The organism is Paenibacillus paeoniae, from assembly GCF_003388735.1.
Lineage (GTDB): Bacteria > Bacillota > Bacilli > Paenibacillales > Paenibacillaceae > Pristimantibacillus > Pristimantibacillus paeoniae.
This window is the reverse complement of sequence record NZ_QUBQ01000004.1, coordinates 308,375-331,070: the sequence shown is the minus strand read 5'-3', so window position 1 is coordinate 331,070 and position 22,696 is coordinate 308,375. Positions and strand designations below refer to the sequence as shown.

The window sequence follows — 22,696 nt, the reverse complement described above, 5'->3', positions numbered from 1 at the left end:
GAGAAGTTAAAACCTAAGAAAATAAAATCCTTTCAACCATTGGAGGAGCGTGTGGTGGATGGCTGGCGAGGCGCGCTGGACGGAGATCGGCTGGTGGCGAAGAGTGATGACAAACTCACGGTAATCGACCTGGCTACCAATAAGCAATTGGCATCGATCTCCGTGGAATACGAAGCGGGCTTTGACATTTCGGGCAACTATGTGGTTTGGTCGGACTTGCGGAATGAACAGACTTCGATTGGCGAACTTGGCAGTTACGATGAGGCGAATGCTGATATATTTCTCTATAATCTGTCCACGGGTGAAGAGCGGCAACTGACAACGGACTCATCGGCACAAATCCAACCGAGAATTTGGGAGAATTATATGGTTTGGATGGATAACTCTAGCGATACAGTCAAAGAGTATCCCACTCATTGGCAGATCGTTTTGTATAATATCGAGACAGGCGAGCAGAAGACTATTACATCGGGCGACGGCGGTCATACAGATCCAGACATCGATGCCGGCAACGTGGTTTGGGAGGACGGTCGTCATGTGACAAAACGGGGATTGCGAGGGGGCGGGAATTTGCCGGAGAATAATACGGACATTTATTTATACCGTATCGAAACCGGCGAGACGATTCCGATCGCAATCGAATCATACAAGGAAGGTCTTCCGCGAGTGTCGGGCAATCTCATAACGTGGGAGGCTTTTAACGGTTCGTACAAAGGCAATGCTTTTGTCTATGACACGGTGACAGAAAAGACTCTTCAAGTAACTAATTTGGCTGTGGATCAACGCACTCCTGTCATTCATGGTAAGTTTGTAGCCTGGATGGACGAGCGAAATGGCTCATCTACACATGATGTTGGACCTGGTCCTCATGACTCGGACATTTATTTAGCTGATTTGGAGAAGGGAACGGAGGTGCGGATATCAGGAGAGGGGCCTCAGATTCTTCCGCTTATTTCTGATCGCTGGATCGTCTATGGCAAGTCAACAGACGCAGGAGCAGTACTTACGGCTGTTCGGCATAGATGAAGAAATCCTGTAAGAGTTTATTTTGGTAAAGGATGAAGTGAATGTAATCTTTGGATGGGAAATTTGATGTAAAGGACATGTGCTTGTTTCACTCGAAATAATGGAAGGATAATACCCCCCTTCGGTGGAATGTATTTGGTGACAACTATTTAGTATGGGAGGAAGCAGTACATGTTGGAAGCCATAAAAGAAGATTCTATATTAGCAAACAAAAAAAGTTGGGATGCTGTAGCTCCGCGTTTTTTCGGAAGATCTTCACTTCCTATCTACGGACCATTTCTACCCACAGAAGACGAACTACACTTATTTGGCGATCTGTCAGGTAAAAAGGTTTTGGAAATTGGTTGCGGTAGTGGGCACTCTCTAAAATATATGTCCGAGAACGGAGCCTCCGAGCTATGGGGAATTGACTTGTCCGATACTCAAATCGAGACTGCGCGGGCTCTGCTTTCAGACAACCATACCAAAGTAAATCTTTTTCAAGAAGCTATGGAAAAGAACCCTGGTATCCCAACGAAAACAACATTATTTCCGAATGAAGAAGCGGGCTCCTTGTTTCCTCAAAAGCTGATACACGCATTTATTCGGGCGCAAGCTCTAATACTAACGCCAACGAGCAGTATGCTAATCAGGTCAAGCAGGACATCTTCCCTATAAGCAGTTATAATAAGAGGATATGCAAATGAGCATGGACAGTAAAAAGGGAGCGAATGCACATGATACAAATCACAATTCCAACGCCAGATGTCACTATACACAAGCAGAAAGAGCCCCAGTTAAGTCATATTTATGGATTTACAGATTTCCACCTGATTTCAAGAGAAACAGGGGGGATTTTCATGTTCTACAATGATCGAGATGAGCTCCTGTTCGTCGGTAAAGCACGAAAGCTAAGACCTCGAATCAAAAAACATTTTGAGGATTCGGTATCCATCATGAAAAACCACAGGGACGAAGTTACCAAAATCGAGGTTTGTATCGTTGAGGATCCCGTCCATAGAGAAATTTATGAAACCTATATTATTAACGAACGAAAAGCCAAATACAATATAGATAAGGTGTTATATAAGTAACGCAATATAAATTGAGCCTCCTAAGGGGCTCGATTTTTTTGTTTCGGGGCTATTTAATGTCGGATATGACCTTTTGGTATTTTTTACGGACGTTCGTTCTGAAAAGAAGGGGCTTTGCTATCCATTATAGTTGATCCCTCATATAGGAAAGCATTTTGCTTTTTACTATAATTGGAATTATGATTGGGTTTCCAGAATTGGAGGATGAACATGAAAACGAAAATGACAAGCAAGAAGATTCTTTTTATTAGCGCGATTGCACTGCCTGTCGTATTATTGTTTGCCTATTTAGGATCACATCTTTTTAGTAATTCTGCGAAAATGGAACGGCAAGCCCCATTAAGCATCTCATCTGAAGAGCCTGAATTGAAAGCTGGAGGAGGAAGCGAAGTGGAATCGGAAGCAGTAGATGTATTCATTGCTGGCTCAAGCCGCGTTCTTACTGATGCCGAGGTCACATCATTATGGGGCGGGATAGATTCGCAATTTTCACCTGACAACGCCGTTGCCGCCGTACAAGGTGCACTGTCACAAGAGGAATTTGAGCAGTTATTCCCTTACCGTATTGGCACGCCGGAATGGCATGGGTTTGCAGCTAATCATCCTAATTACAATGCAGATCAAACCGACTATTATTCCTATAATAACTTGATTGCTGCTGTTACGGATGTAGCTAATATCAAATATAAGGTCGAATACAGACAAGATGATACTAACAATAGTCGCGTATTCCGATTAGATAAAGCAACAAAGACAGAAACGCTCATCTACCAAAATGCCAGTTTTAACACCTCCTCAAATAAAACAGTTCCGATTCTATCGCAAACGGTCGATTTTGGTTCCTTTATTAAAGAAGGGTCCCACTTGAACCGAAAGCGTGAGCTGGCAGCTTTTCTTGCCAATATTTCGCATGAAACGGGCGGAGGTATGCCAACATCCCCTGGAGGTCCGCTTGCTTGGGGATTGTATTGGAATGAAGAAATATCCTATATTAACACCACTACTGTCAATTATGTTGAAGAAAATGACAACTTCCCGCCAGCTGAGGGCAAATCCTATCATGGACGTGGACCGATTCAACTGAGTTGGAACTACAATTACGGATTGATTAGCGGCATTATATACGGCACCAAGGATAAGCTTCTTCAGCAGCCTGAGCTTATTGTGAATGATGGCAAGTTGGGCTTTATGACGGCGATCCTGTTCTGGATGACACCACAGCCTCCAAAACCCTCCGCTCATGATGTGATGGTTGGCAACTGGACGCCTTCTGAATCTGATATTTCTAAAGGGTTAACCCAGGAGGGCTTTGGCATTACCATTATGATTATTAACGGTAATATGGAGGGCAATTTAGACGAAACCGACAGTCGTATCGGTCGTCGCGTTGGCTTTTATCGTAAAATTACAACTCAAATGGGAATTTCAATTGAAGGCGAGAAAGTGAATACTGCAGGCATGAGTCCATTTTAAAATTCCATAATAGTAGTGTTGTTATAATAAACCAATACGAAAAAGAGATTGTAATTGAGAAACGTTATCAGTAATATGAAGAGAGAAGCTAAAAAGTGCGGACAACAGGTGGTGACGGGATGAAGCTAAACGAACATGTGCTGCTTTGGACAACTGCTTCTGTTAAGCTGATGGATGTCAGACATATAGTAGTGGTCAGTGGTGATGCATTACCTGCTTATCGATTGCCTGCCAACGGATTTCTTTTTGCAATTCGCGGGTCAGCGCAAATTAAGCTTGATGATGTGGAGTATGCTGTGAACAGTATGTATGTCCTGCATGGCGGCAAAGGTATGTGCCTGGATATCCAGCTCAAGCAAGAGCGTTTCGAATATTATCTTATTTTGTATAAAGCGGTATTTTTGTTGCCGGAAAGCCCGGAAGTGCGCCGAATCATGACAGAGGGGAATCCAATGCAGATTCAGTACGGTTATGCTCCCTTGTATCCCTTGTCGTTGTACGAGAAACTGGAGTGTATTTCAAAAGAATGGCTAGAACAAGGCAATCTCGAACGACTGCATGCAAGGACATTGTTCTATCAATTTATATACCAGCTTATTCATCAACTTAACCAGCAGGATGTCCGAATCATTCGGGCAGATCCGGCTGAGCAAGCGCTACATTATTTGCATGAACATTATACAGAGCCTCTGACATTGGAGCTGCTGGCATCGTTGCTGGATTGCAGCATCAGTCATCTGTCGAGAGTATTCAAGCAGCGTACGTCCTGCAGTCCCATTGAATATATGATTCGTCTACGTATCAACAGAGCCAAAAGCCTGCTTGCCCACACGGAAGCATCCCTGCAGGAAATAGCCATAAGTATCGGCTATACAGATGTGTATTATTTTAGCCGCATTTTCAAAAAACAAACGGGGCAGTCCCCACTCCGCTACCGCGAAACCTGCTCTAATTCAGTGGTAAAGTCGAATAATCCATTCCTCATGCTGCGATCATCCATTGTTCCTCATAAGGTTAGACGCTATATTAATAAACGTAGTGATAATCATTATCAATATATGGATGAAGGGGCTTTTCATTTGATCAGACACAGAAAATATTCGACCGCGTTAACTCTGCTGTTAAGTCTAACATTGCTGCTTAGCGCTTGCTCAGGCACAACAAACAATAACAACTCAGCCGCCAATTCCGCGACAGCCTCCAACGGAGTCTCTAGTGGGAACAATAGTCAGGTAGTGACGAAACAGCCAACAGCAGCTATAGAAACGGTCAAGTACCAAGGAGCTGATGGAGAAGTTGAGATCCCGAGAAACCCACAAAGAATTGTTCTCTTGACCCACGCCTATGTTGGTTATTTCATTGCGCTCGGCATTGTTCCAGTCGGTGCACCATCTATGACGCTGGGCAATCCGTATTATAAAGGAAAGATGGATGGCTTGGAGGATATCGGAGCTCCTGGCGGATTTTCGAACGAAAAAATTCTTACCTTAAATCCGGATCTGATCATTGCTCTTAAAGGGACGGAAAATTTGGAAGCATTAAGTAAAATCGCACCCGTTGTAACGGTCAATTACGGAGAGAAAAACTATAAAGAGCAATTAATTGAATTTGGCAAACTAGTGAATCGTGCAGATAAAGCCCAACAATGGGTTGATAATTGGGAGAAACAGATTGCCGAATACAAACCACAGGTTCTGCAGGCAGTAGGTGATAAGACGGTATCTGTGCTGAGCCAGTATGATAAAAGTGTTTATCTTTTTGGTGAGGGTTATGGACGGGGAACAGAGATTATCTATGACGAATTTGGATTAAAAGCCCCTCCATCATTTGATATCGAACTGGGTTACGCGGATATCTCTCTGGAGAAGCTTCCTGAGTACGTTGGCGATTATATCTTTACAGCTCCAGATGCCTCAGTAGCAGAGGATACGAGTCCTATGTATAGGAGTGAAATGTGGAATACACTTCCCGCTGTCAAAAATAATCGGGTATTTTACCTCGATAAAAATTCTGCAGCTTTCAACGATCCCATCACATTGGAAGCCGTGCTGCCGATTATTGTGGATAGCCTGACTTCAGCTGAAGCCGGGAAGAAGTAAAGCGAGGCTATAATCAATGAACAGTGTCAGAGTTCCTTAATTTCCCGTTTGGCACAGGGAAGTTGGAGCGAAGACACTGTTTTTTTGTGTTTAATAGGAGATGGGATAACTGTTCTCAATTAACTGTGTAAGGGGATAATTATTTAGGCGGATTCAGAGTGAAACAAAGGATGCAGCTACCGATGGTAATCGTTGGTGTCGATTCTAACAAAATAATAAGTTTCTTCCGATATCAACATAAACAAACCAATTCTCACTTTAATTAGGAGGTGTTCCGATGACTTCTTTTTCTGCTGTGTCGAAAACGGATAGGGGAATAAATAAATTAACTCCAAACTCCACAAAGGATAAGGAAATGCAGGAGCTCTATAAACAGAGGACAAAATTACAGGATGAAATTAACAAAGTAAATAACAACCAAGAGATGGATTCCAAGTTGAAAATGGAACGCGTAAAGACTCTAACGAGCAGCATGCAGCAGATTGACTCTAGAATCTCTGAGATCAAGTTGGAGAATGTGAAAAAGATGTCTCCTGAAAAAGGCCCATTGAATTCAAATACTAATCAATCAAAACCTGGTCATGACCCTCAACTTGCTATTATTATTGAGAAGAGCGCTTCTTATTCCCAGTTGACTCAATCAGTTGGGCTACGAGCAAAAATGGATGGTGAAATTAAAACCTTAGAGGGTGCAGTTCGTTTTGACCGCACACTTTTGGAAGCTAGCCCATCAAATGATGCAGGAAAATCACTGATGCTCCAAAACGCTGAGGAAACGGTCTTTAAGATGAAGCGTGAAATGGTGCAAGATATACACGCCCAGCGTAATGTCGTAGATCAGAAAATTAAGGAACTTGTTTCAGAAATTAATGATATTGAGGAGAGCAGTAATACCCATACCTCTCCCGTAGGAGATCTTCCTGAAGACAAAGAAGACCGTAACACCCCTTCTGATACTAAGGAACGGCAAGCAAGTACAGCGGCCTCTTCTGATTCGTCACACTCGGCAGTTATTGATATTCGGGTATAGGAAGACTATGCTCTTTATCAGTACTGGCGCTCAGAGAGATCTCGGCGTATGATGTTATATGGTTTATCTTTGCATGAGACAGTCTGGCTCGCGAAAGCGGCCGGGCTGTTTTTTGCTTATCTATATAAAGTTCAATTTCAAGTGAGAGAATCGATACGGAGCAGGAGTCTTAGATATGAAATGAACAAGGTTAGATTGCCAGAGGAGGGGAAGGCGTGGACCAGATAGATGATGCATCTATTATAGAAGCCGTATTGAACGGCAATAAGCAGGCATTTGCGGATATCGTTCGTCGTTATCAAAATAAGCTTTATGGGTTGTTCCGCAAGATGGGATCTTCTGAGGCAGACGCTCAAGACTTAACCCAGGAGACGCTAATCAAAGCGTACCGCAAGCTGGCATCTCATAATCCAGCTAAGAGCTTTGCGGGGTGGATTTATACCATTGCAGTTAATTTGCAGAAGGATCGGGGAAGTCGAAAATTACGAGATCCGATACAGGAAGCTAGCTATGATAGCGAGACACCGGAATCGAAGCTGCTGCAAAAAGAATTACGCTTCGAACTGGATCATCTGCTAGAGGCTCTGCCCGAGCAATATCGGCTTGTCCTCATTTTACGTTATACCAATCAGCTCAATCATAATGAGATTGCCGACATTACGGGCATGTCGGTCCGTCAGGTGACGAACGCTGTCTTTCGTGCCAAAATCAGCCTGCGAAAAATCGTAGAAGCTAAGGAGGGGCAACGCTATGATATTTTGGGAGCGTACCGCAACAAAAAAAGCCAGTCGTAATGAGGACAGTCAACCAATGGAGAATAGAGGTTGGGAAAAGGCAATTTTTGCTCAAAAGCTGCCGGATGAATTCACCAACAAAGTGATGCTGGCATTAGAAGAAGTTGAGATTGAGCCGGCCCAAAGTATCTCTGCTCCATCCAAGTCGAGCGTAAGAATCGAAGCGAACGATACATCCATTGCCGCCCAGATCCAACGAAGCCGGATGGCCAAGCGTGCGTGGCGTCTAAAAGTTTTGGGGGCGTCGGCTGCGGCCATCTTGCTTGCAGGAAGTACGTTGCTATATACACAGCCCACTCTTGCCGAAATGGTGCGGTCGTTATTTGCAAAAGACGCTTATGTGGACCAGGGTATGCAACAGGCTCAGCAATCGGGCTTCGTACAGATTTCAGGCGCCAGCGCTGTTGACCAGGGTTATGTATTGAAAGTTAATGAGGTTATTGCCGACTCCACTCGGCTCATAATTGGAATTGATGTCTATGATGCAAAGGGAAATGTACAGAACGGGGAGATCGACCACGCGACTGCTGACTTTAATCTTTTCAGCATTGAGAAGGGGAATGTCAGAGATGTTTCCTATGAGAGGAGAACAGGTGGGAATCAAACGACGAATCGAATTGAATTCGATTTTATGCGTCCCGTCCTGTCCAACAAGTTGCAGCTCAATGTGCAGATTAAGAATTTAAGACTATATGGAGACAAGTTGAACGAGGATGCTTCTGCTATAACGATAAAAGGGGACTGGTCGCTGGTTGTTGGGGCAGATCTGGCGAAAGCCAAAGAACATACTTTGCTGACCCCAATCCATCAATTGTATGAAACGCCAAGCGGTATACAGATTCACATGCAGGGTGCATCCCGAACACCGAGCGGAGGTTCGCTCGAATTTACAACAAAGCTGACTTCGGAAGCGGCTGGGCGAGCGGTGGACGGTCAAAGCGGATTCCACAAGCTGAAATTTCATCTGGAGGATGAGCAGGGGAGTTGGCTAGGAGGCAACGATGAGTTTGAAATAGGCCGCCGGTCCGAGCTGGAACGTTGGAGCGGGGTGACCCAATGGTTTTATCACTTTAATCATTTTGCCTATGATAAGGAGAAGATCCGGTTCGTGCTGGACAGTTACGTCATTAGGGAGAGGAGCGAAGAGTCCGTTACGTTTGATCCTGCAGTGACATCGGCTGAACATCCTGCCATCTTCGAGGGCTCGGGTGATAAGCTTCTGCTTGAAGGACTTCGTATTGGGCCTGACCCTAATAACCCTAAGTCCGATCAAATACTTGCCCTCATTCCATTCGGAGGGACTATAACGAACAATATCGCTGAGGATACTTGGAAGGCAGTGGACGAAAACGGCAAGGAGTATTCGATTCATGTTGGCGGCGGCATAGCAACCGATCGATATGGCGCACACAGCTTAGGCGATGTTCGTTTTGTCGTGGATGGTCTGAAGCAAATGCCTAAGCAGCTGACGTTGAAACGTACCATCGTTAGTCGTCAATATATGGATGCCGACTGGTCTTTTGATATTCCGCAGACAGGGACAAAGGGAGTCATTCCGGAGTAATAACTTCCATAAGCCGCTGCAGCCTTTACTGCAGCGGCTTCAGAGTGTCGATAAAGTCATATGGACTTTTCGACACTTTATTTTTATGTAATAGGACTCCGCTGGCAAAGGGAATTTGATTTAAACCGCTCTGAGAATAAGCGCTGAGAATTAATCTTTAATAACGAATCGCTGATAACGAAACGTATAACAAACTTTTATTTCTCTCATTTGATAAAAAAATAGCTACTCACCAGACTTAAGGCGTTGAAACCGACTTAGAGTGTCCTCAGAGCGCGTATCAAGGAGATTAAGACGTTGAAACCGACTTAGAATGTCCTCAGAGAGCGCATCAAGCAAATTAAGACGTTGAAACCGACTTAAATTGTCCTCAGAGCGTGTATCAAGGTGATTAAGGCGTTGAAACCGACTTAGAGTGTCCTCAGAGAGCGAATCAAGGAGATTAAGACGTTGAAACCGACTTAGAGTGTCCTCAGAGAGCGCATCAAGGAGATTAAGACGTTGAAACCGACTTAGAGTGTCCAAAAGAGCGTATCAAGGAGATTAAGACGTCGAAACCGACTTAGAGTGTCCAAAAGAGCGCATCAAGGAGATTAAGACGTTGAAACCGACTTAGAGTGTCCAAAAGAGCGCATCAAGGAAATTAAGACGTTGAAACCGATTAAAAAAGATACAACCAACTTCATAAAGATAGCACCATCTCAATCGGTGCCAATAACAGTTGCCTTCGCCTAAATCCACCTCCAGGCTATGTCAGGCCACTGTAGGTATTCTCATGTTATTGAGTGTGGGGACTTTCTCCACAGGTTGAAGCCGCTGCAGCAAAGGCTGCAGCGGCTTTCTCATTCTTCCAGACGCTATATCATCTACTTATACAACCAAATTCCCGACACCGTCATAACCGCTGGCAGCGCGGCTTCATCAATTGCGACAGTGTCATACCAGCCGCCTACGGCCAGGTTGAGCACAAGATAGAAGGACTTGTCAAACGGCATGTCCGGCTCCATAGTGCGCTCTGCAAAGCAGTGGCCATCTACTAGCCAGCGGATGGAGCTCTCGTTCCACTCCAGCGTATAATCACGGAATTGGTCAATGGTACCGTCCTCAAGCTGGTACGAATACTCATCCAGCTTTTTGTGGTCCCAATCCTTCCCGTAGTGCAGCGTTCCGGATACTTGCCTAGGCAGACGGCCTCTAGCTTCCATAATGTCGATCTCGCCGGAAGCGGGCCATGGCCCGTAAGCCTGTTCCTGCGGAAGCAGCCAGATGGCAGGCCATAGCCCCTGTCCGACAGGCAGCTTGGCACGTATGACCAATTTGCCGTATTGATAGGAAAAGTGGTCCTTTGTATCCAGGCGCGCGGAGGTATAGACAAAGCTCCGTCCGTCATCGGTCTCAATAGGCTCGCGTCGAGCACATAAATTTAAGCCAGACTCATCGATATATAGGTTCTTCGCATCACCTCTATAATATTGCTGCTCGCCGTTCCCCCAGCCTGGGTGAATAGGCTTGCCGTCGTTATCCAGCAAGTCGTTGCCAAGGCGAATGTTCCATGCGCTCAAGTCGGTGCGGCTATCCGTAAAATCCTGCTGCCATATTAGCTTATTCATCCCTTGTACACTCCCCTCATCTAATCCCAGCATACTAATTTTTAAAGCCTGGTCAAACAAATCCAAAAAAATGGGATAGGGTCAAAAATCGTGGCCTTTTTTTCTGATGCCCGTTTTCATACGATAAGTAGGAAGGGGGCACAAACTATGTTCCAACACAGAGCAGGACTAAAGTCATTTTTTAGGCAGTGGCAATTGCAAAGCATGGTAATCCCCGGGATTATCTGGATGATTATCTTTTGTTACATCCCTATGCTTTGGCTCATTATTGGATTTATGGACTTTAGCATCGCCAAGCCTATGCTGCAATCACCCTTTGTCGGGCTGAAGCATTTCCAGGATTTCGCTTCGGATGAACGTTTCTGGCGCTCCATCCGCAATACGCTGGGGATGAGCACCATTAAGCTCGTGCTGGGTTTTCCAATTCCGATTTTTTTCGCCTTAATGCTCAATGAAATTCGGAGTATCCGCTTTAAGCGTACGGTACAAACCATTTCGTACCTGCCGCACTTTATTGCCTGGACCATCTTTGGCGGCATCATGCTCAACTGGCTGGGCGAGGGCGGCGTGATCAACCAACTGATGATGGCGGTGGGCTTCCAGGATCGTGAAATTTTGTTTAATAGCGACCCTAAGTACTTTTGGTGGATTACGTACTTCTCCGATATTCTCAAAGAAACCGGCTGGAGTGCCATTATCTACATCGCTGCTATAGCGGGTATTGATCCAGCGCTATATGAAGCGGCCGAGCTGGATGGGGCCAATCGCTGGCAGCGAATGTGGCATATTACCATTCAATGTATACGTCCAACCATCGCAATCTTGTTCATTCTGGCAGTTGCCGGTATGCTCGGCAGCAACTTCGAGCAGATCTTTATCCTTAAGAACAACATGAACATGAGGATGGCGGAAAGCCTAGATCTGTACATCTATAACATGGGTTTGGTATCGGGACGATACTCCTTCTCGACGGCCGTACTATTTGCACGTTCTATTGTCGCACTAGGGCTGCTGTTCCTGGCTAACTATGCATCCAAAAAACTAACTGGCGACAGCATTTTCTAGGGGAGGGCAGATACATGCTAAGACGCGGAAGATTTCGACGCATCGGATTGTTTGAGGTCTGCAATACCTTGCTGATGCTGGCAGTTTGTTTCCTTACGCTGTACCCGATGTGGTTTGTATTCATTAACTCGTTTAATCCGGCGGAAAAGGCCATACTCGGCACAGTCAACTGGTTTCCGGAATCGTTTTCATGGGCGAGCTACAGTGTTGTATTTCAAGATAAGGGTCTGATGAACGGTTTCTACATCACCACCTTGCGTACCTTGATCGGGACGACGGCGCATGTATTGTTTACTGCCATTGTGGCTTACGGCATAAGCAAGACCAACCTGATCGGACGCAAGCTGTATCTCAAGATTGCCTTGATCACCATGTTGTTTTCAGGGGGACTTATTCCTTCGTTTATTCTCATGACCAAGCTGGGACTGTACGATAATTTCCTGGTCTTTATCATTCCTGCGATGTACACGTTTTTCAACATGGTTATTTTCATGAGCTTCTATCGCACCATCCCTGACAGCCTGGAGGAATCTGCCAAGGTAGATGGAGCTTCGGATTATGGTGTCTTGTTCAGAATCGTATTGCCCAACAGCATGGCCGTTATTGCGACGATTTCGCTCTTCTCCGCCGTGTATCATTGGAATGATTATTATCAGGGTGTTATCTACATCCGCTCGCAGGACATTATTCCGCTGCAAACGATGCTCTTCAAGATTGTTGCAGAGAACTCCATGACTTTCATGCAACAGCAAGCCATGGCTCAGTTCGGCGCAAGGCTGCCAGGCAACTCCATCAAATTTGCATCGATGATGGTGGCTACGCTTCCAATTTTGTTGTTCTACCCCTTTATTCAGCGCTATCTGGTCAAAGGTGTTATGATTGGCGCAATTAAAGGGTAAGCGTCATACGCCGATCTAAGCGACAGTTTAGAGAGGCGTATGATACAAATAGATTAAAAAATAGGGGAAGAAAAGAAAGGATGATCATGTAATGAAGCGCAACCACATGAAGAAAAGCATCATTATGGCTCTGGCATTAATTATGATGCTCAGCTTGGCTGCTTGCACGGGGTCTAAGAACAATGATAACAAGCCGACCTCCACGCCTTCGGACAGCACGCCTGCACCGTCGGGTGAGACAGCGTTAAATCCCGAAATACCTGGATGGCAGCTGGATACCAGTCCAGTAGAGTTATCCTGGTTTGTAGGAGCCTCTTGGTATCCTCATGCCTGGGGAGAGACCCTTGCTTCTAAATATGTAACAGAAAAAACAGGCGTTAAAATTAAAATTGAAGTACCTTCTGGCGAGGCAAATGAGCAAATTACGCTCGCGATGACTTCCGGTAAACTGCCAGATCTTATTACAATGGGATCTTGGGAAAACGCTGTCAAAAAGCTGTGGGAAGGCGATTTTGTTTTTCCTTTGAATGAATTGGCTGATCAGTATGATCCGTACTTCTTCAAAGTCGCTGGGGATGGCACTCTGAAGTGGTATCGTCAAGATAATGGCAATACGTATGGCGTTCCGAATGACTCATTCAGTCCTAACCTGATGCATGAAACAGGCATGACGGCTGCGAACCAAACGTTCCTGGTACGAAAAGATTTGTATGAGGAAATGGGAAAACCGGATATGAGCACGCCGGAAGGTTTCTTGAACACGCTGCAGTTGCTGAAGGACCAGTATTCCCAATATAAAGGCCAGCCGATGAGCCCGTTCTTTGCTCAAGGCAATGTTCCTTACGGGATGACGGAGTACTTGCAAAACTTGCTGGCTGTTCCGCATGAGAAGGATGGCAATGTATATGACCGCATCACGGATCCCGATTATGTTGCTTGGCTGAAAACGTTCCGCACGGCTTACGAACGCGGACTGATTAATGTAGATTTCCTGGTGGATTCCGATACGCAAGTAGATGAAAAAACGAACAATGCTCGTTATTTCATGATGGTTCGCGAGTGGAACGGCATGGCGGCTGTTAATCCGTTGCTGGCTGCAAGCGCCAACCCGGATTCTTATTACATCGCAGTAGACGGACCGCAGAACAGCAAAGGCGAAAAAGCTAAGCTGTTCCCAGGCAACATGGATGGCTGGATGGTTACGATGATCAGCAAAACCACTAAAAATCCTGAACGTGCCATCCGCTTCTTGACTTATCTGGCTAGTGAAGAAGGACAAAGAGACTTGTTCCTGGGCAAGGAAGGCGAAACGTGGGATATGGCCGACGGCAAGCCGCAATTGAAGCCTGAGATGGTAGATCTGGTTTCCAATGATATTGAGAAGCTGGAGAAGGAATACGGTATCATGGATACGTACTGGATGGTCCGTAACCCAGTTATTATTAACCAATGGAGACCGGAGAAAACGCCTGTTCTTAAGCAGATGGAAGACTTCGCGAACGCTCAAGCTGATATCGACAGCGGCATCTACAAAGGACTTGATCCTCAGGGTGATTCCGATGCGGCAGTAGCCTGGGCACGTATCTCCCAAAACTGGGAGGAAGTAATGCCTGAGCTGATTACCGCTAAGGACGAGGCTGCTTTTGACAAAGTGTTCGAGGGCTTCCTTTCCCGTCGTGATAATTATGGCTTTGACAAGGTAATGGAATTCCGTCAGGCTGAGCTGAGCGCACGTAAAGCTAAAATGGCGGAGTAATCTAATCCGCTGATCATGAATGCCGGCCGCCGAATGGTGGCCGGTATTCCCTGCTTTGTAGAGTATGGCCTAATCTCGCCCTGTATCTTCCAGCCTTGCTGTAATATATGGTATATTACAGGGGTGGGGAGGGCACTTACATGAAGGATCTGCTGAAAAATATGAGAAAGATATACCGCAATTCCCGCATTTCGCAAAAATTGCTTCTGGCCTTCAGCCTGTTGATTGCTGTTCCTGCCATTGTGGTTTCCTTTTTATTTATCCGCACGCAGGAAAACCAGCTGTACAAGGACGCTATGGCTACTGGCAGCAGCCATGTATCGCGTCTGGACGAACAGTTGCGCAGTAGAATGAATATAATTGAAAACGCTTCCTCTACGGCGCTAAGGCAAAAGGCATTTGTAGATTTTATTCACTCCAATATGCGTGGAGACGGCTTGCGTCTGGTGAAATTCAGGCAAAACCAATTTGAGCAAATGCATAATATTATCCAAAGCCATGAGATGATCGACGAGCTTAGCTTTTATATCGATAACCCGAACCTGTTTGAAATCTGGCCTGAAATCTATCATTTTGACAAGTTCGAGCCTCAGGATTACTGGACGACACTTCGGGATGAGGGCGGGTCAGCTTACCGCTTATTTGCTTATAAGGATGGGGAGCACACGCTATCCTACTACCGGTTGGTACGCCTGCAGGATCAGCAGCACAAACGTCCCAGCATCATGGAAATTCGTGCTTCGCACAATGTGTTCTTTAACAATCTGCTTGAAGAGACCGGAGGAGACTTTTTCTCGGTTGTGATGGACGGTGCGAATTCCTCCCGATATGTATACAATCCTAATCATAGCTTTCCTCAATATGTGGAGGAGGAACTGGACGATATTCTGGGCACCATTCATGGGCAACTGGATGTACTGCAGCAGAATAATCCCATTAAGGTTCACGTAGGCGATCATACCTACTATGCGCTGTATCGCTACATTGCTCCTCTGGACGCCTATGTAGTGGATATTGCATCCCACCAGGCACTGATGAAGGGCCCGCGAAGCTGGTATGGATTTGTGGCAGCGATTACATTGTCAACACTCTTGATGCTGCTTCTGTTAGTCTCGCTTACGATAAGGCGCATGCTGCGCCGGCTGGACGGCGTATTGGCTTCCATGCGCAAGGTGCGGAAAGGCCAACTGGATGCCAAAATTAATACCGGCCTGAATGAGAATGAAACGGGCGATGAAATCGACGAGGTGGCTGTCAGCTACAATAAAATGCTGGATGAGATCAAACGCCTGATGACACAGGTGGTGGATAAGCAGCTGATTGCGAAGAATGCACAGCTGCACTCGCTGCATGCTCAGATTAATTCGCATTTCTTATATAACGCGCTGGAATCGATCCGGATGCAAGCCGAGATTCAGCGACAGCCTGCTATTGCGGATGCGCTGGTTTCCTTAGGCTCGCTGTTGCGCTATAGCATGAAGTGGCGCAGCGATACCGTTGCTCTCAGTGAGGAGCTTGCCAATATACAGAGTTATATTCAATTTATCAACTTCATGGAAGGCGGCAGCATCGTATTGACGGCGGATCTTCCTCAAGAGGTGCTTCGTTACGCCATTCCTAAAATGTGCATGCAGCCCATCGTGGAAAATGCCGTTCATCACGCGGCGCCTCCGGGTGGCAGTGTACATATCCAGATTAATGTATCCGTGGAGAATGACAGCTTGTTGCTCATCGACATTCGGGATGACGGCGCGGGTGTTGGGCCGGAGATGCTGGCTAGTTTGCAGGCTGTGCTGCGGGGAGACTCCGATACGCCGATCGTTAGCAGCAAGAACGGCTTGGGCTTGGAGAACGTGCATAAGCGCTTGCAGCTTCATTATGGCAAAGACTGCGGACTTTGGATTGACAGTGTACAGGGCGCGTATACCTGTGTAACGATACGCTTGCCTTGGGAAAATGTGAATCTTGGAGGTTGGTAAGCATGTTGAACATTCTAATTGTGGATGATCAAAAAAATATTCGCGATGGCCTGCAGGCCATGCTGAGTCAATTCCCTCTTGAGTTTGACAATATGTACTGCGCTGCCAATGGGGTTGAGGCATTGCAGCTATTGCGTCAGCACAGCATTCAACTGGTCATTACCGATATTATGATGCCGGATATGGATGGACTGGAGCTCATGGCTCAAACCAAAGAGGAGCGCATTAAAGTCAATTATCTTATTATTAGCGGCTACAGCGACTTTGCCTATGCTCAAAAAGCGATTGGGCTAGGCGCAAAGGGCTACCTGCTCAAGCCTGTGAAGCGGGAGGATCTGCAAACCTCGGTAGAGCATGTATGGCAGGAGATACAGGCGCGTCAGGCACTCTCACGCAATATGATGCATATTTCCCGCCGCGCCCGTGAGACGGACCGTAAGGAGCTAGGCATGTTTATGCAGGGCGCTGTCAATGATGAGGCGTGGGTTGATCAGACCCAGGGGCAAAATCCAGAGCTGTGGAGCCATTACCGCTTATGCCTGCTTCGAGAGGAGCTATGGATTAACCAACCGGGGGCCAATAGCAGCCATAGTATGGAATCGATTGCCTACCGCGTCTATGGCAGGCGGGGCTGTATAAGCTTGCAGCACGGACAGCATCTGATCCTCGCGGTTGATGCATCCGTCGATACGGGGGCTTTGCCTGCCGCACTTAAGGCAGGACAGATTAATGCTGTTATTGCCATGACCGGCCCACAGGAAGGATTAAAGGGGCTGTCGGAGAGCTATACCCAAGTGCTTGAGCTGTATCGTCACAGCTATCTATTTCCAGACAAGCGCTGCATCTTGCCTGCGCATATTGATCGGCTAATACAGCAGTGGGAGCTTCCGTATGAGGGGTTATATTCTCTGTTTCAATTAATCGGCACCAAGAACAGCGGCAAAATCGCCCAAGGCATCTCCATGATGTTCCACAAAGATGTGCTGCAACGTTATCATATCCGTTATACTCAGCAGCTTTGCCGCGCTGTGGTGAAAATGCTGGAGGAATATGAGCGTGTGATTCGTCCCTATATGGGGGATGAGGCGCTTGATATTGATTGCTTGCGCAATCTGTTCGATTATCCGGGCATTCGCGATTATATTCAGGCGCTGCAACAACAGCTGTTGCGATTGAATCAATACTATTATGAATATAAGTGCAGCTACCGTAATACGCATGACTTGAATGAGGCCATTCGTTTTATACATGAGAGCTACCACAAGCCGTTGGACCTTGCCATGGTGTCCAACCACGTGTCGCTTAATTATGCTTACTTTTCTAACTTATTTAAGAAGAATATTGGCAAAGGCTTTGCAGAATATCTTCGAGATGTACGTCTCGATAAAGCGCGGCGGCTGCTGGCCGAGACAGAGCATAAAATCGTCGAAGTCGCAGCTATGGTAGGGTATGAGAGTTATAAAAGCTTTACACGGGCATTCCGAGATGTGATGAACATGCAGCCTACAGAGTATCGTCAGTTGATGCGGCGGAAGCATGAAAGAGAAGAGAAATATCAAGACACAGCGCTATGAATCTGCCATAGCGCTGTTTTATTCACCCCGTTTATGAAAAGCCAAAAAATTGGGGCACAACAAAAATAATTGTACCTTTTCATCCCATTATGATTTTCGGTAGAATAAAGATGTTCCCTTATGTAAGCGGTTTCTTTCTATCCGGAAGTAAAGGAGCCGCAGGTCTGCAAAGCGAGTAACGATCACTACCTGAGCGTCTGAAGGTCTCTAAGTCTATGAATTTTACAGACGGTATTGCAGCTGCCAGACATGAGCTAGCCATGTATCTGGAGCAGGATGATGTGGCTGTGCAGCCACATCACGGGGTACGTCAAGCGAAGCACGGATAGGTCAACAAGTGAATTCCTTATGTTTTATATCCATGCATTTAAGGAGGCAATTATGAAACGATATCATACTACGGCGAATAGGTTAAAGCAACGGATATTGAGTTTAGTTTTGGCAATAGCCATGATAGCTAGCGTAGGTCTAATGCCCGCATCTCAGGTACAGGCTGCAGGAACTGCAGTTACCTCAATGACTTACTTCTCGACAGCGGACGGACCTGTTATTTTCAATTCAGGAGTAGGGCAAGCCAGTTACGGCTTTGTTATGCCCGTATTCAACGGAGGCTCAGCCACTTGGAATAATGTTTCCGATGATGTAGGCGTGAAAGTGAAAGTCAGCGGCAACTGGGTCGATATCGACAGTGTCAGCGGCTATGTTTATAACCAAAACTGGGGTCACTGGAGCGATGGAGGTCTGAATGGTTATTGGTTCATTCTCTCCGCTACGACAGAGATTCAGCTCTACTCCAAGGCTAATCCTGGGGTGACACTTGATTATACACTTGTTTTCCAGAACATTAATAAAGCCACGATTACTGCAATGACACCTACACAAGGCCCGCAAATTACAGCAAGCTTTACAGGCGGCGCTGGGTTTACTTACCCGACCTTCAACAACGATACGGCGGTTCCTTACGCAGCTGTCGCGGATGACTTGAAGGTGTTTGTGAAACCGATCAACAGCAGCACATGGATTGATCTTGAAAATAATGCAGCCAGCGGCTGGATCTATGATAACAACTTCGGCCAATTCACCGAAGGCGGAGGCGGATTCTGGTTTACGGTAACGGAGTCGATCAATGTCAAATTGGAGTCCAAAACGTCTTCGGCTAATGTCGTTTATACGATTACCTTTAATCAGCCAGTAAGGAGTTCGTATACGATTACGCCTTATGACGGCACAACCTTTACCGCCGATGTGAGCGGTGTTATCGGCATACCGCTCCCTAAGATTGACGGAGGAGCGGCAATAGGCACGGAGCTTGGAGGTTTCGTCTACCAAATCAATATCAACGGACAGTGGGTTGATTTGGCGAATTCCAGCCAGAGCGGATTCTCTTATTCTCCTAACGGCTATAATCGGATGTCTGACGCCAATCAGTGGGGTTATTGGGCTGATTACATCTATGGACTTTGGTTCCAGCCCATCCAAGAGGATATGCAGATTCGTATTGGTTATCCATTAAACGGGCAGCCAGGCGGAAGCATCGGAAACAATTTTGTTAACTATACGTTCATTGGCAATCCTAATGCGCCTCGTCCGGATGTATCCGATCATGATGATGTTGCCATCGGAACACCAACAAACCCGGCTATTGATGGGCAGACGCTTATTTGGCAGGATGAGTTTAACGGAACAACGCTTGATATGAGCAAATGGAACTATGAAACAGGCTATTATATCAGTGACGACCCTCATAGCTGGGGCTGGGGCAATGCGGAGCTGGCTCACTATACAGATAGTGACCAAAATATATTCGTAGCGGACGGAAAGTTGAATTTCAGAGCCCTGAACGAGCCGAAAAACTTCCCGCAAGATCCTACTCGCTATGCACAATATTCGTCGGGCAAGCTGAATACAAAGGATAAGCTCTCCTTCCAGTACGGTAGAGTGGATATCCGTGCAAAGCTGCCTACAGGCAATGGAGTATGGCCTGCGCTTTGGATGCTCCCTGAAGATTCCGTATACGGCGCGTGGGCCGCATCCGGCGAGATTGATATTATGGAAGCAAAGGGACGCTTGCCTGGCATGACCAGCGGAGCTCTGCACTTCGGCGGACAATGGCCGGTGAACCGCTATATTGCGGGTGACTATCACTTCCCTGAAGGTGAAACCTTCGAAAATGATTTCCATGTCTACACGATGGTATGGGAAGAGGATAATTTCAAATGGTATGTGGACGGCAAGTTTTTCTTCAAAGTAACAAATGATCAATGGTATTCCGTAGCTGCGCCGAACAATCCGAATGCACCGTTCGATCAGCCGTTCTACCTGATTATGAACTTGGCGATTGGCGGATATTTCGACGGTCTTCTGTCTCCGGACCCTGAAGATATCCCAGCAACGATGCAGGTCGATTATGTACGTGTGTACAAGGAGAACGGTGTAGAGAATCCTGGCAACGTATCTGTTGCCGGTGTCACGGTGAACCAGACTTCTGCACAGGTAGAGGTGGGCCAGGATGTACAGTTGAATGCTACAGTAACGCCGTCTAATGCGACTAATAAGCAAGTGACTTGGACGGTGTCCAATTCGAGCGTCGCTTCCGTGAATACGAGCGGCAAAGTGACGGGGGTTGCTCCGGGCACGTCGACGGTTACGGCGACAACCGTGGACGGCAATAAGACAGCTGTAAGCACCATTACCGTTGTGCCGCCGGCATCCACCGTTATTGTCATTGGTGACGGGGTACGCGGGCTGAAGAAAACCGGTAATAACCTACAGTTTTATGTGAATGGCGCAACCTTTGCGGATTTGCACTATAAGGTGAATAATGGAGGCCAGCAGAACGTAGCGATGTCGACTACAGGTAACGGCAACTACACCTACGCTGTCAACAACTTGCAGCAAGGGGATACTGTGGAGTATTTCTTCACCTATAATCCAGGTCAAGGCGCACTGGATACGCCATGGTTCACCTATGTTCACGGGGTAACGCAGGGCACGCCGGAATAAGTAATCATGTAAGCGTACCGACAGGTCTAGCTAATGAAATAATGATGTGAATAGGCGAGGGGGGGAACCTAGATTCCCCCTTCGTCTATTTTTTTGTTTCGCCTCTAGAATCTCTGGAAACAAGAGTACAGGCTAATGGAATTAGGGCTGCGGGACTTTCTTCCACGATTCCGGTAGTTCTATATGGCTAAACTTAGTCATTTGAGCAACTTATGGAGCGTTCCTTCCGTACTTAGAAGAAAACAACGAGCATCGGCTCGGATTAGCCTGAGCCAATTAAGCATATAGGGAAATGAAGAGAGCAAAGGGGGAGAATTATGTATTTGGTTTCGCAGCCGGAGCCGCTATCTCCGAAACAAATCCAAGCAATGCAGGAAGCAGCCGTTTCATTTCCACTAGGGTATCTTTCATTTATAGAGCGGTATGGCGCTGGGACGTATAGAGGGTGGATGAATGTTTACTCACCGGATACAGAAGTCCTACGGCCATTCCCGGAGTATGAAATATGGGAGCATGATGCGGACAGCCCGATTACGCAAGAGCAAATCGGCGAATGCATCTCAATAGGCACTACAGTGGATGGCGATTTTCTGGCGGTACATCCGCAGACAGGGCAGTTGCTTTGGCTGCCCCGCCATGCGGAACGTATTGTGATCATCTCCTTGCAGGTGCAGGAGCCAGCGGATGACGAGACGTACGCTACGGTGCTGGATGACATCTATCACCAGGTATACGGAAGCGGGCAGCAGGGGGCAGTCTATTATGAGCCATGGTCGGATACGCGTAGTCACCGCTTTTTGCGATTGCCGCCGGGAACGGATGGACTGACGCTGCCGGTTCTGTCGGGAATGTTTCGGGAGGTTTTTTCGCCTGATTTGGTCATTGAAAATGAATATACTTGTCTGCTGTTTTATCAAGAGTTAGGCGGTTATGTACGGTTTAATTATGCCTACGGGCAAGAAGTGGCGGTTATGTATGAACAGGATGCTGTGAACGTATTCGCGGATATGGAGCAATGGCTATTGTCACATGGGTGTAAAGGATAGCTTCATCGACGCTCCCGTTCGTTGCCGCTCGCTGAATTGGCGGAAGCTTGGACGTTTCCGTATCATATTGCCTTTATGTGGCGTGTAATTAGCAAAGGTGAGAAGCTGGATGCTGGATAATAATTGGCTGACATGGATAGGCAATGAACTGTAGATAGCCCAAAGGGGAGGGGAATATGTAATGAATGACGCACTCATGGAAAGGCTGACCGCATTTCTTTATCGAGAGAATAATCGAACTTTAGTAGGCACTCCAGCAAGCCAAGAGGAAGTAGCCGAGGCCGAGCAGAGACTCGGGATCAGCTTTCATAAGGATTACGTACAATTTATCCGAACCTTCGGCGGAGCGTATGCGGGCATTGCGGTGCATGCATTCTCTAACGGCTCCAGTATCGGAAGGGAGACGGTTACTGACTTGACGCTGGATTTTCGAGAACAATGCAAGGAGCTGCCATGCGGAGTATTTTTGAAAAGCAGCTATGTCATCTCGTTAGATGGCTCCGGCAATCCGATATTTTTAAATCCGGCAGGGGAAGTGCTGATCTACTATCATGATAACGGAGAAACGGAAGTTTTGGCGGGTTCATTCGAGGCATTCATTGAGGACAACTTTTTTGAGTGGTAACCAGTATTATATATTCTAGCCATTGGAGTCGCGCCAACGACATTTAGTTACTCGCCGTATAGTTTTTTGACCACGCACCA

17 protein-coding genes are annotated in these 22,696 nt (G+C 46.6%); 16 read left to right on the top strand and 1 reads right to left on the bottom strand.

The window, feature by feature from the left end:
- Nucleotides 1-54: 54 nt before the first annotated feature.
- The 8 genes from DX130_RS19815 to DX130_RS19780 all read left to right on the top strand — a co-directional run bounded on the left by DX130_RS19815 (nt 55) and on the right by DX130_RS19780 (nt 9,059).
- The gene (locus tag DX130_RS19815; protein WP_165861375.1) at nt 55-1,026 is read left to right on the top strand and encodes a hypothetical protein; all 972 of its coding nucleotides are present in this window, start codon (nt 55-57) and stop codon (nt 1,024-1,026) included.
- 171 nt (nt 1,027-1,197) lie between these two features.
- A complete protein-coding gene (locus DX130_RS19810) occupies nt 1,198-1,683 on the top strand; it encodes a class I SAM-dependent methyltransferase (RefSeq protein ID WP_116048305.1) in 486 nt (161 codons plus the stop codon).
- A gap of 59 nt (nt 1,684-1,742) precedes the next feature.
- A complete protein-coding gene (locus DX130_RS19805) occupies nt 1,743-2,099 on the top strand; it encodes a nucleotide excision repair endonuclease (protein WP_116048304.1) in 357 nt (118 codons plus the stop codon).
- Nucleotides 2,100-2,309: 210 nt separating this feature from the next.
- Entirely contained in the window at nt 2,310-3,572 is a 1,263-nt protein-coding gene (locus DX130_RS19800) for a chitinase (RefSeq protein ID WP_240644604.1), read from the top strand.
- A gap of 119 nt (nt 3,573-3,691) precedes the next feature.
- Complete coding sequence (locus tag DX130_RS19795) at nt 3,692-5,671, top strand: AraC family transcriptional regulator (protein WP_116048300.1); 1,980 nt, start codon at nt 3,692-3,694, stop codon at nt 5,669-5,671.
- Between the two features lie 277 nt (nt 5,672-5,948).
- Nucleotides 5,949-6,701: a hypothetical protein gene (locus DX130_RS19790; protein WP_116048298.1), complete on the top strand. Its 753-nt coding sequence runs from the start codon at nt 5,949-5,951 to the stop codon at nt 6,699-6,701.
- Nucleotides 6,702-6,916: 215 nt separating this feature from the next.
- Nucleotides 6,917-7,495 (top strand): RNA polymerase sigma factor, encoded by a 579-nt coding sequence (locus DX130_RS19785; RefSeq protein ID WP_240644603.1) that lies wholly within the window; start codon nt 6,917-6,919, stop codon nt 7,493-7,495.
- On the top strand, nt 7,452-9,059 hold the full coding sequence (locus tag DX130_RS19780; RefSeq protein ID WP_116048297.1) for a DUF4179 domain-containing protein: 1,608 nt from the start codon (nt 7,452-7,454) through the stop codon (nt 9,057-9,059). The genes DX130_RS19785 and DX130_RS19780 overlap by 44 nt, the downstream gene beginning before the upstream one ends.
- Before the next feature lie 866 nt (nt 9,060-9,925).
- On the opposite strand, the gene DX130_RS19775 is transcribed toward DX130_RS19780, so the two are convergent.
- Nucleotides 9,926-10,669 carry a glycoside hydrolase family 16 protein gene (locus tag DX130_RS19775; RefSeq protein ID WP_165861374.1) on the bottom strand — a complete coding sequence of 248 codons (744 nt, stop codon included), beginning with the start codon at nt 10,667-10,669 and terminating at the stop codon, nt 9,926-9,928.
- A 147-nt stretch (nt 10,670-10,816) separates the two neighbouring features.
- Between DX130_RS19775 and DX130_RS19770 the strand changes: the two genes are divergently transcribed.
- The 8 genes from DX130_RS19770 (at nt 10,817) to DX130_RS19735 (ending at nt 22,616) form a co-directional block, all read left to right on the top strand.
- Nucleotides 10,817-11,734: an ABC transporter permease gene (locus DX130_RS19770; RefSeq protein ID WP_116048294.1), complete on the top strand. Its 918-nt coding sequence runs from the start codon at nt 10,817-10,819 to the stop codon at nt 11,732-11,734.
- Nucleotides 11,735-11,748: 14 nt separating this feature from the next.
- Nucleotides 11,749-12,633: a carbohydrate ABC transporter permease gene (locus DX130_RS19765; RefSeq protein WP_116048292.1), complete on the top strand. Its 885-nt coding sequence runs from the start codon at nt 11,749-11,751 to the stop codon at nt 12,631-12,633.
- A 91-nt stretch (nt 12,634-12,724) separates the two neighbouring features.
- Entirely contained in the window at nt 12,725-14,389 is a 1,665-nt protein-coding gene (locus DX130_RS19760; RefSeq protein WP_116048290.1) for an extracellular solute-binding protein, read from the top strand.
- A 140-nt stretch (nt 14,390-14,529) separates the two neighbouring features.
- Entirely contained in the window at nt 14,530-16,368 is a 1,839-nt protein-coding gene (locus DX130_RS19755; RefSeq protein WP_165861373.1) for a sensor histidine kinase, read from the top strand.
- A 2-nt stretch (nt 16,369-16,370) separates the two neighbouring features.
- On the top strand, nt 16,371-17,942 hold the full coding sequence (locus DX130_RS19750; protein WP_116048287.1) for a response regulator transcription factor: 1,572 nt from the start codon (nt 16,371-16,373) through the stop codon (nt 17,940-17,942).
- A gap of 381 nt (nt 17,943-18,323) precedes the next feature.
- Nucleotides 18,324-20,945: a family 16 glycosylhydrolase gene (locus DX130_RS19745; RefSeq protein WP_116048285.1), complete on the top strand. Its 2,622-nt coding sequence runs from the start codon at nt 18,324-18,326 to the stop codon at nt 20,943-20,945.
- A 317-nt stretch (nt 20,946-21,262) separates the two neighbouring features.
- Nucleotides 21,263-21,991 (top strand): hypothetical protein, encoded by a 729-nt coding sequence (locus DX130_RS19740; protein WP_116048284.1) that lies wholly within the window; start codon nt 21,263-21,265, stop codon nt 21,989-21,991.
- A 181-nt stretch (nt 21,992-22,172) separates the two neighbouring features.
- A complete protein-coding gene (locus DX130_RS19735) occupies nt 22,173-22,616 on the top strand; it encodes an SMI1/KNR4 family protein (protein ID WP_116048282.1) in 444 nt (147 codons plus the stop codon).
- The last annotated feature ends 80 nt before the right edge of the window (nt 22,617-22,696 follow it).

Bases quoted from the DNA above. Each gene is read 5' to 3' on its own strand.
- DX130_RS19810 (WP_116048305.1), top strand. From the start codon at position 1,198: ATGTTGGAAGCCATAAAAGAAGATTCTATATTAGCAAACAAAAAAAGT.
- DX130_RS19800 (WP_240644604.1), top strand. From the start codon at position 2,310: ATGAAAACGAAAATGACAAGCAAGAAGATTCTTTTTATTAGCGCGATT.
- DX130_RS19760 (WP_116048290.1), top strand. From the start codon at position 12,725: ATGAAGCGCAACCACATGAAGAAAAGCATCATTATGGCTCTGGCATTA.
- DX130_RS19755 (WP_165861373.1), top strand. From the start codon at position 14,530: ATGAAGGATCTGCTGAAAAATATGAGAAAGATATACCGCAATTCCCGC.
- DX130_RS19795 (WP_116048300.1), top strand. From the start codon at position 3,692: ATGAAGCTAAACGAACATGTGCTGCTTTGGACAACTGCTTCTGTTAAG.
- DX130_RS19750 (WP_116048287.1), top strand. From the start codon at position 16,371: ATGTTGAACATTCTAATTGTGGATGATCAAAAAAATATTCGCGATGGC.
- DX130_RS19735 (WP_116048282.1), top strand. From the start codon at position 22,173: ATGAATGACGCACTCATGGAAAGGCTGACCGCATTTCTTTATCGAGAG.
- DX130_RS19780 (WP_116048297.1), top strand. From the start codon at position 7,452: ATGATATTTTGGGAGCGTACCGCAACAAAAAAAGCCAGTCGTAATGAG.
- DX130_RS19740 (WP_116048284.1), top strand. From the start codon at position 21,263: ATGTATTTGGTTTCGCAGCCGGAGCCGCTATCTCCGAAACAAATCCAA.
- DX130_RS19805 (WP_116048304.1), top strand. From the start codon at position 1,743: ATGATACAAATCACAATTCCAACGCCAGATGTCACTATACACAAGCAG.
- DX130_RS19790 (WP_116048298.1), top strand. From the start codon at position 5,949: ATGACTTCTTTTTCTGCTGTGTCGAAAACGGATAGGGGAATAAATAAA.
- DX130_RS19770 (WP_116048294.1), top strand. From the start codon at position 10,817: ATGTTCCAACACAGAGCAGGACTAAAGTCATTTTTTAGGCAGTGGCAA.
- DX130_RS19775 (WP_165861374.1), bottom strand. From the start codon at position 10,669: ATGAATAAGCTAATATGGCAGCAGGATTTTACGGATAGCCGCACCGAC.
- DX130_RS19765 (WP_116048292.1), top strand. From the start codon at position 11,749: ATGCTAAGACGCGGAAGATTTCGACGCATCGGATTGTTTGAGGTCTGC.
- DX130_RS19745 (WP_116048285.1), top strand. From the start codon at position 18,324: ATGAAACGATATCATACTACGGCGAATAGGTTAAAGCAACGGATATTG.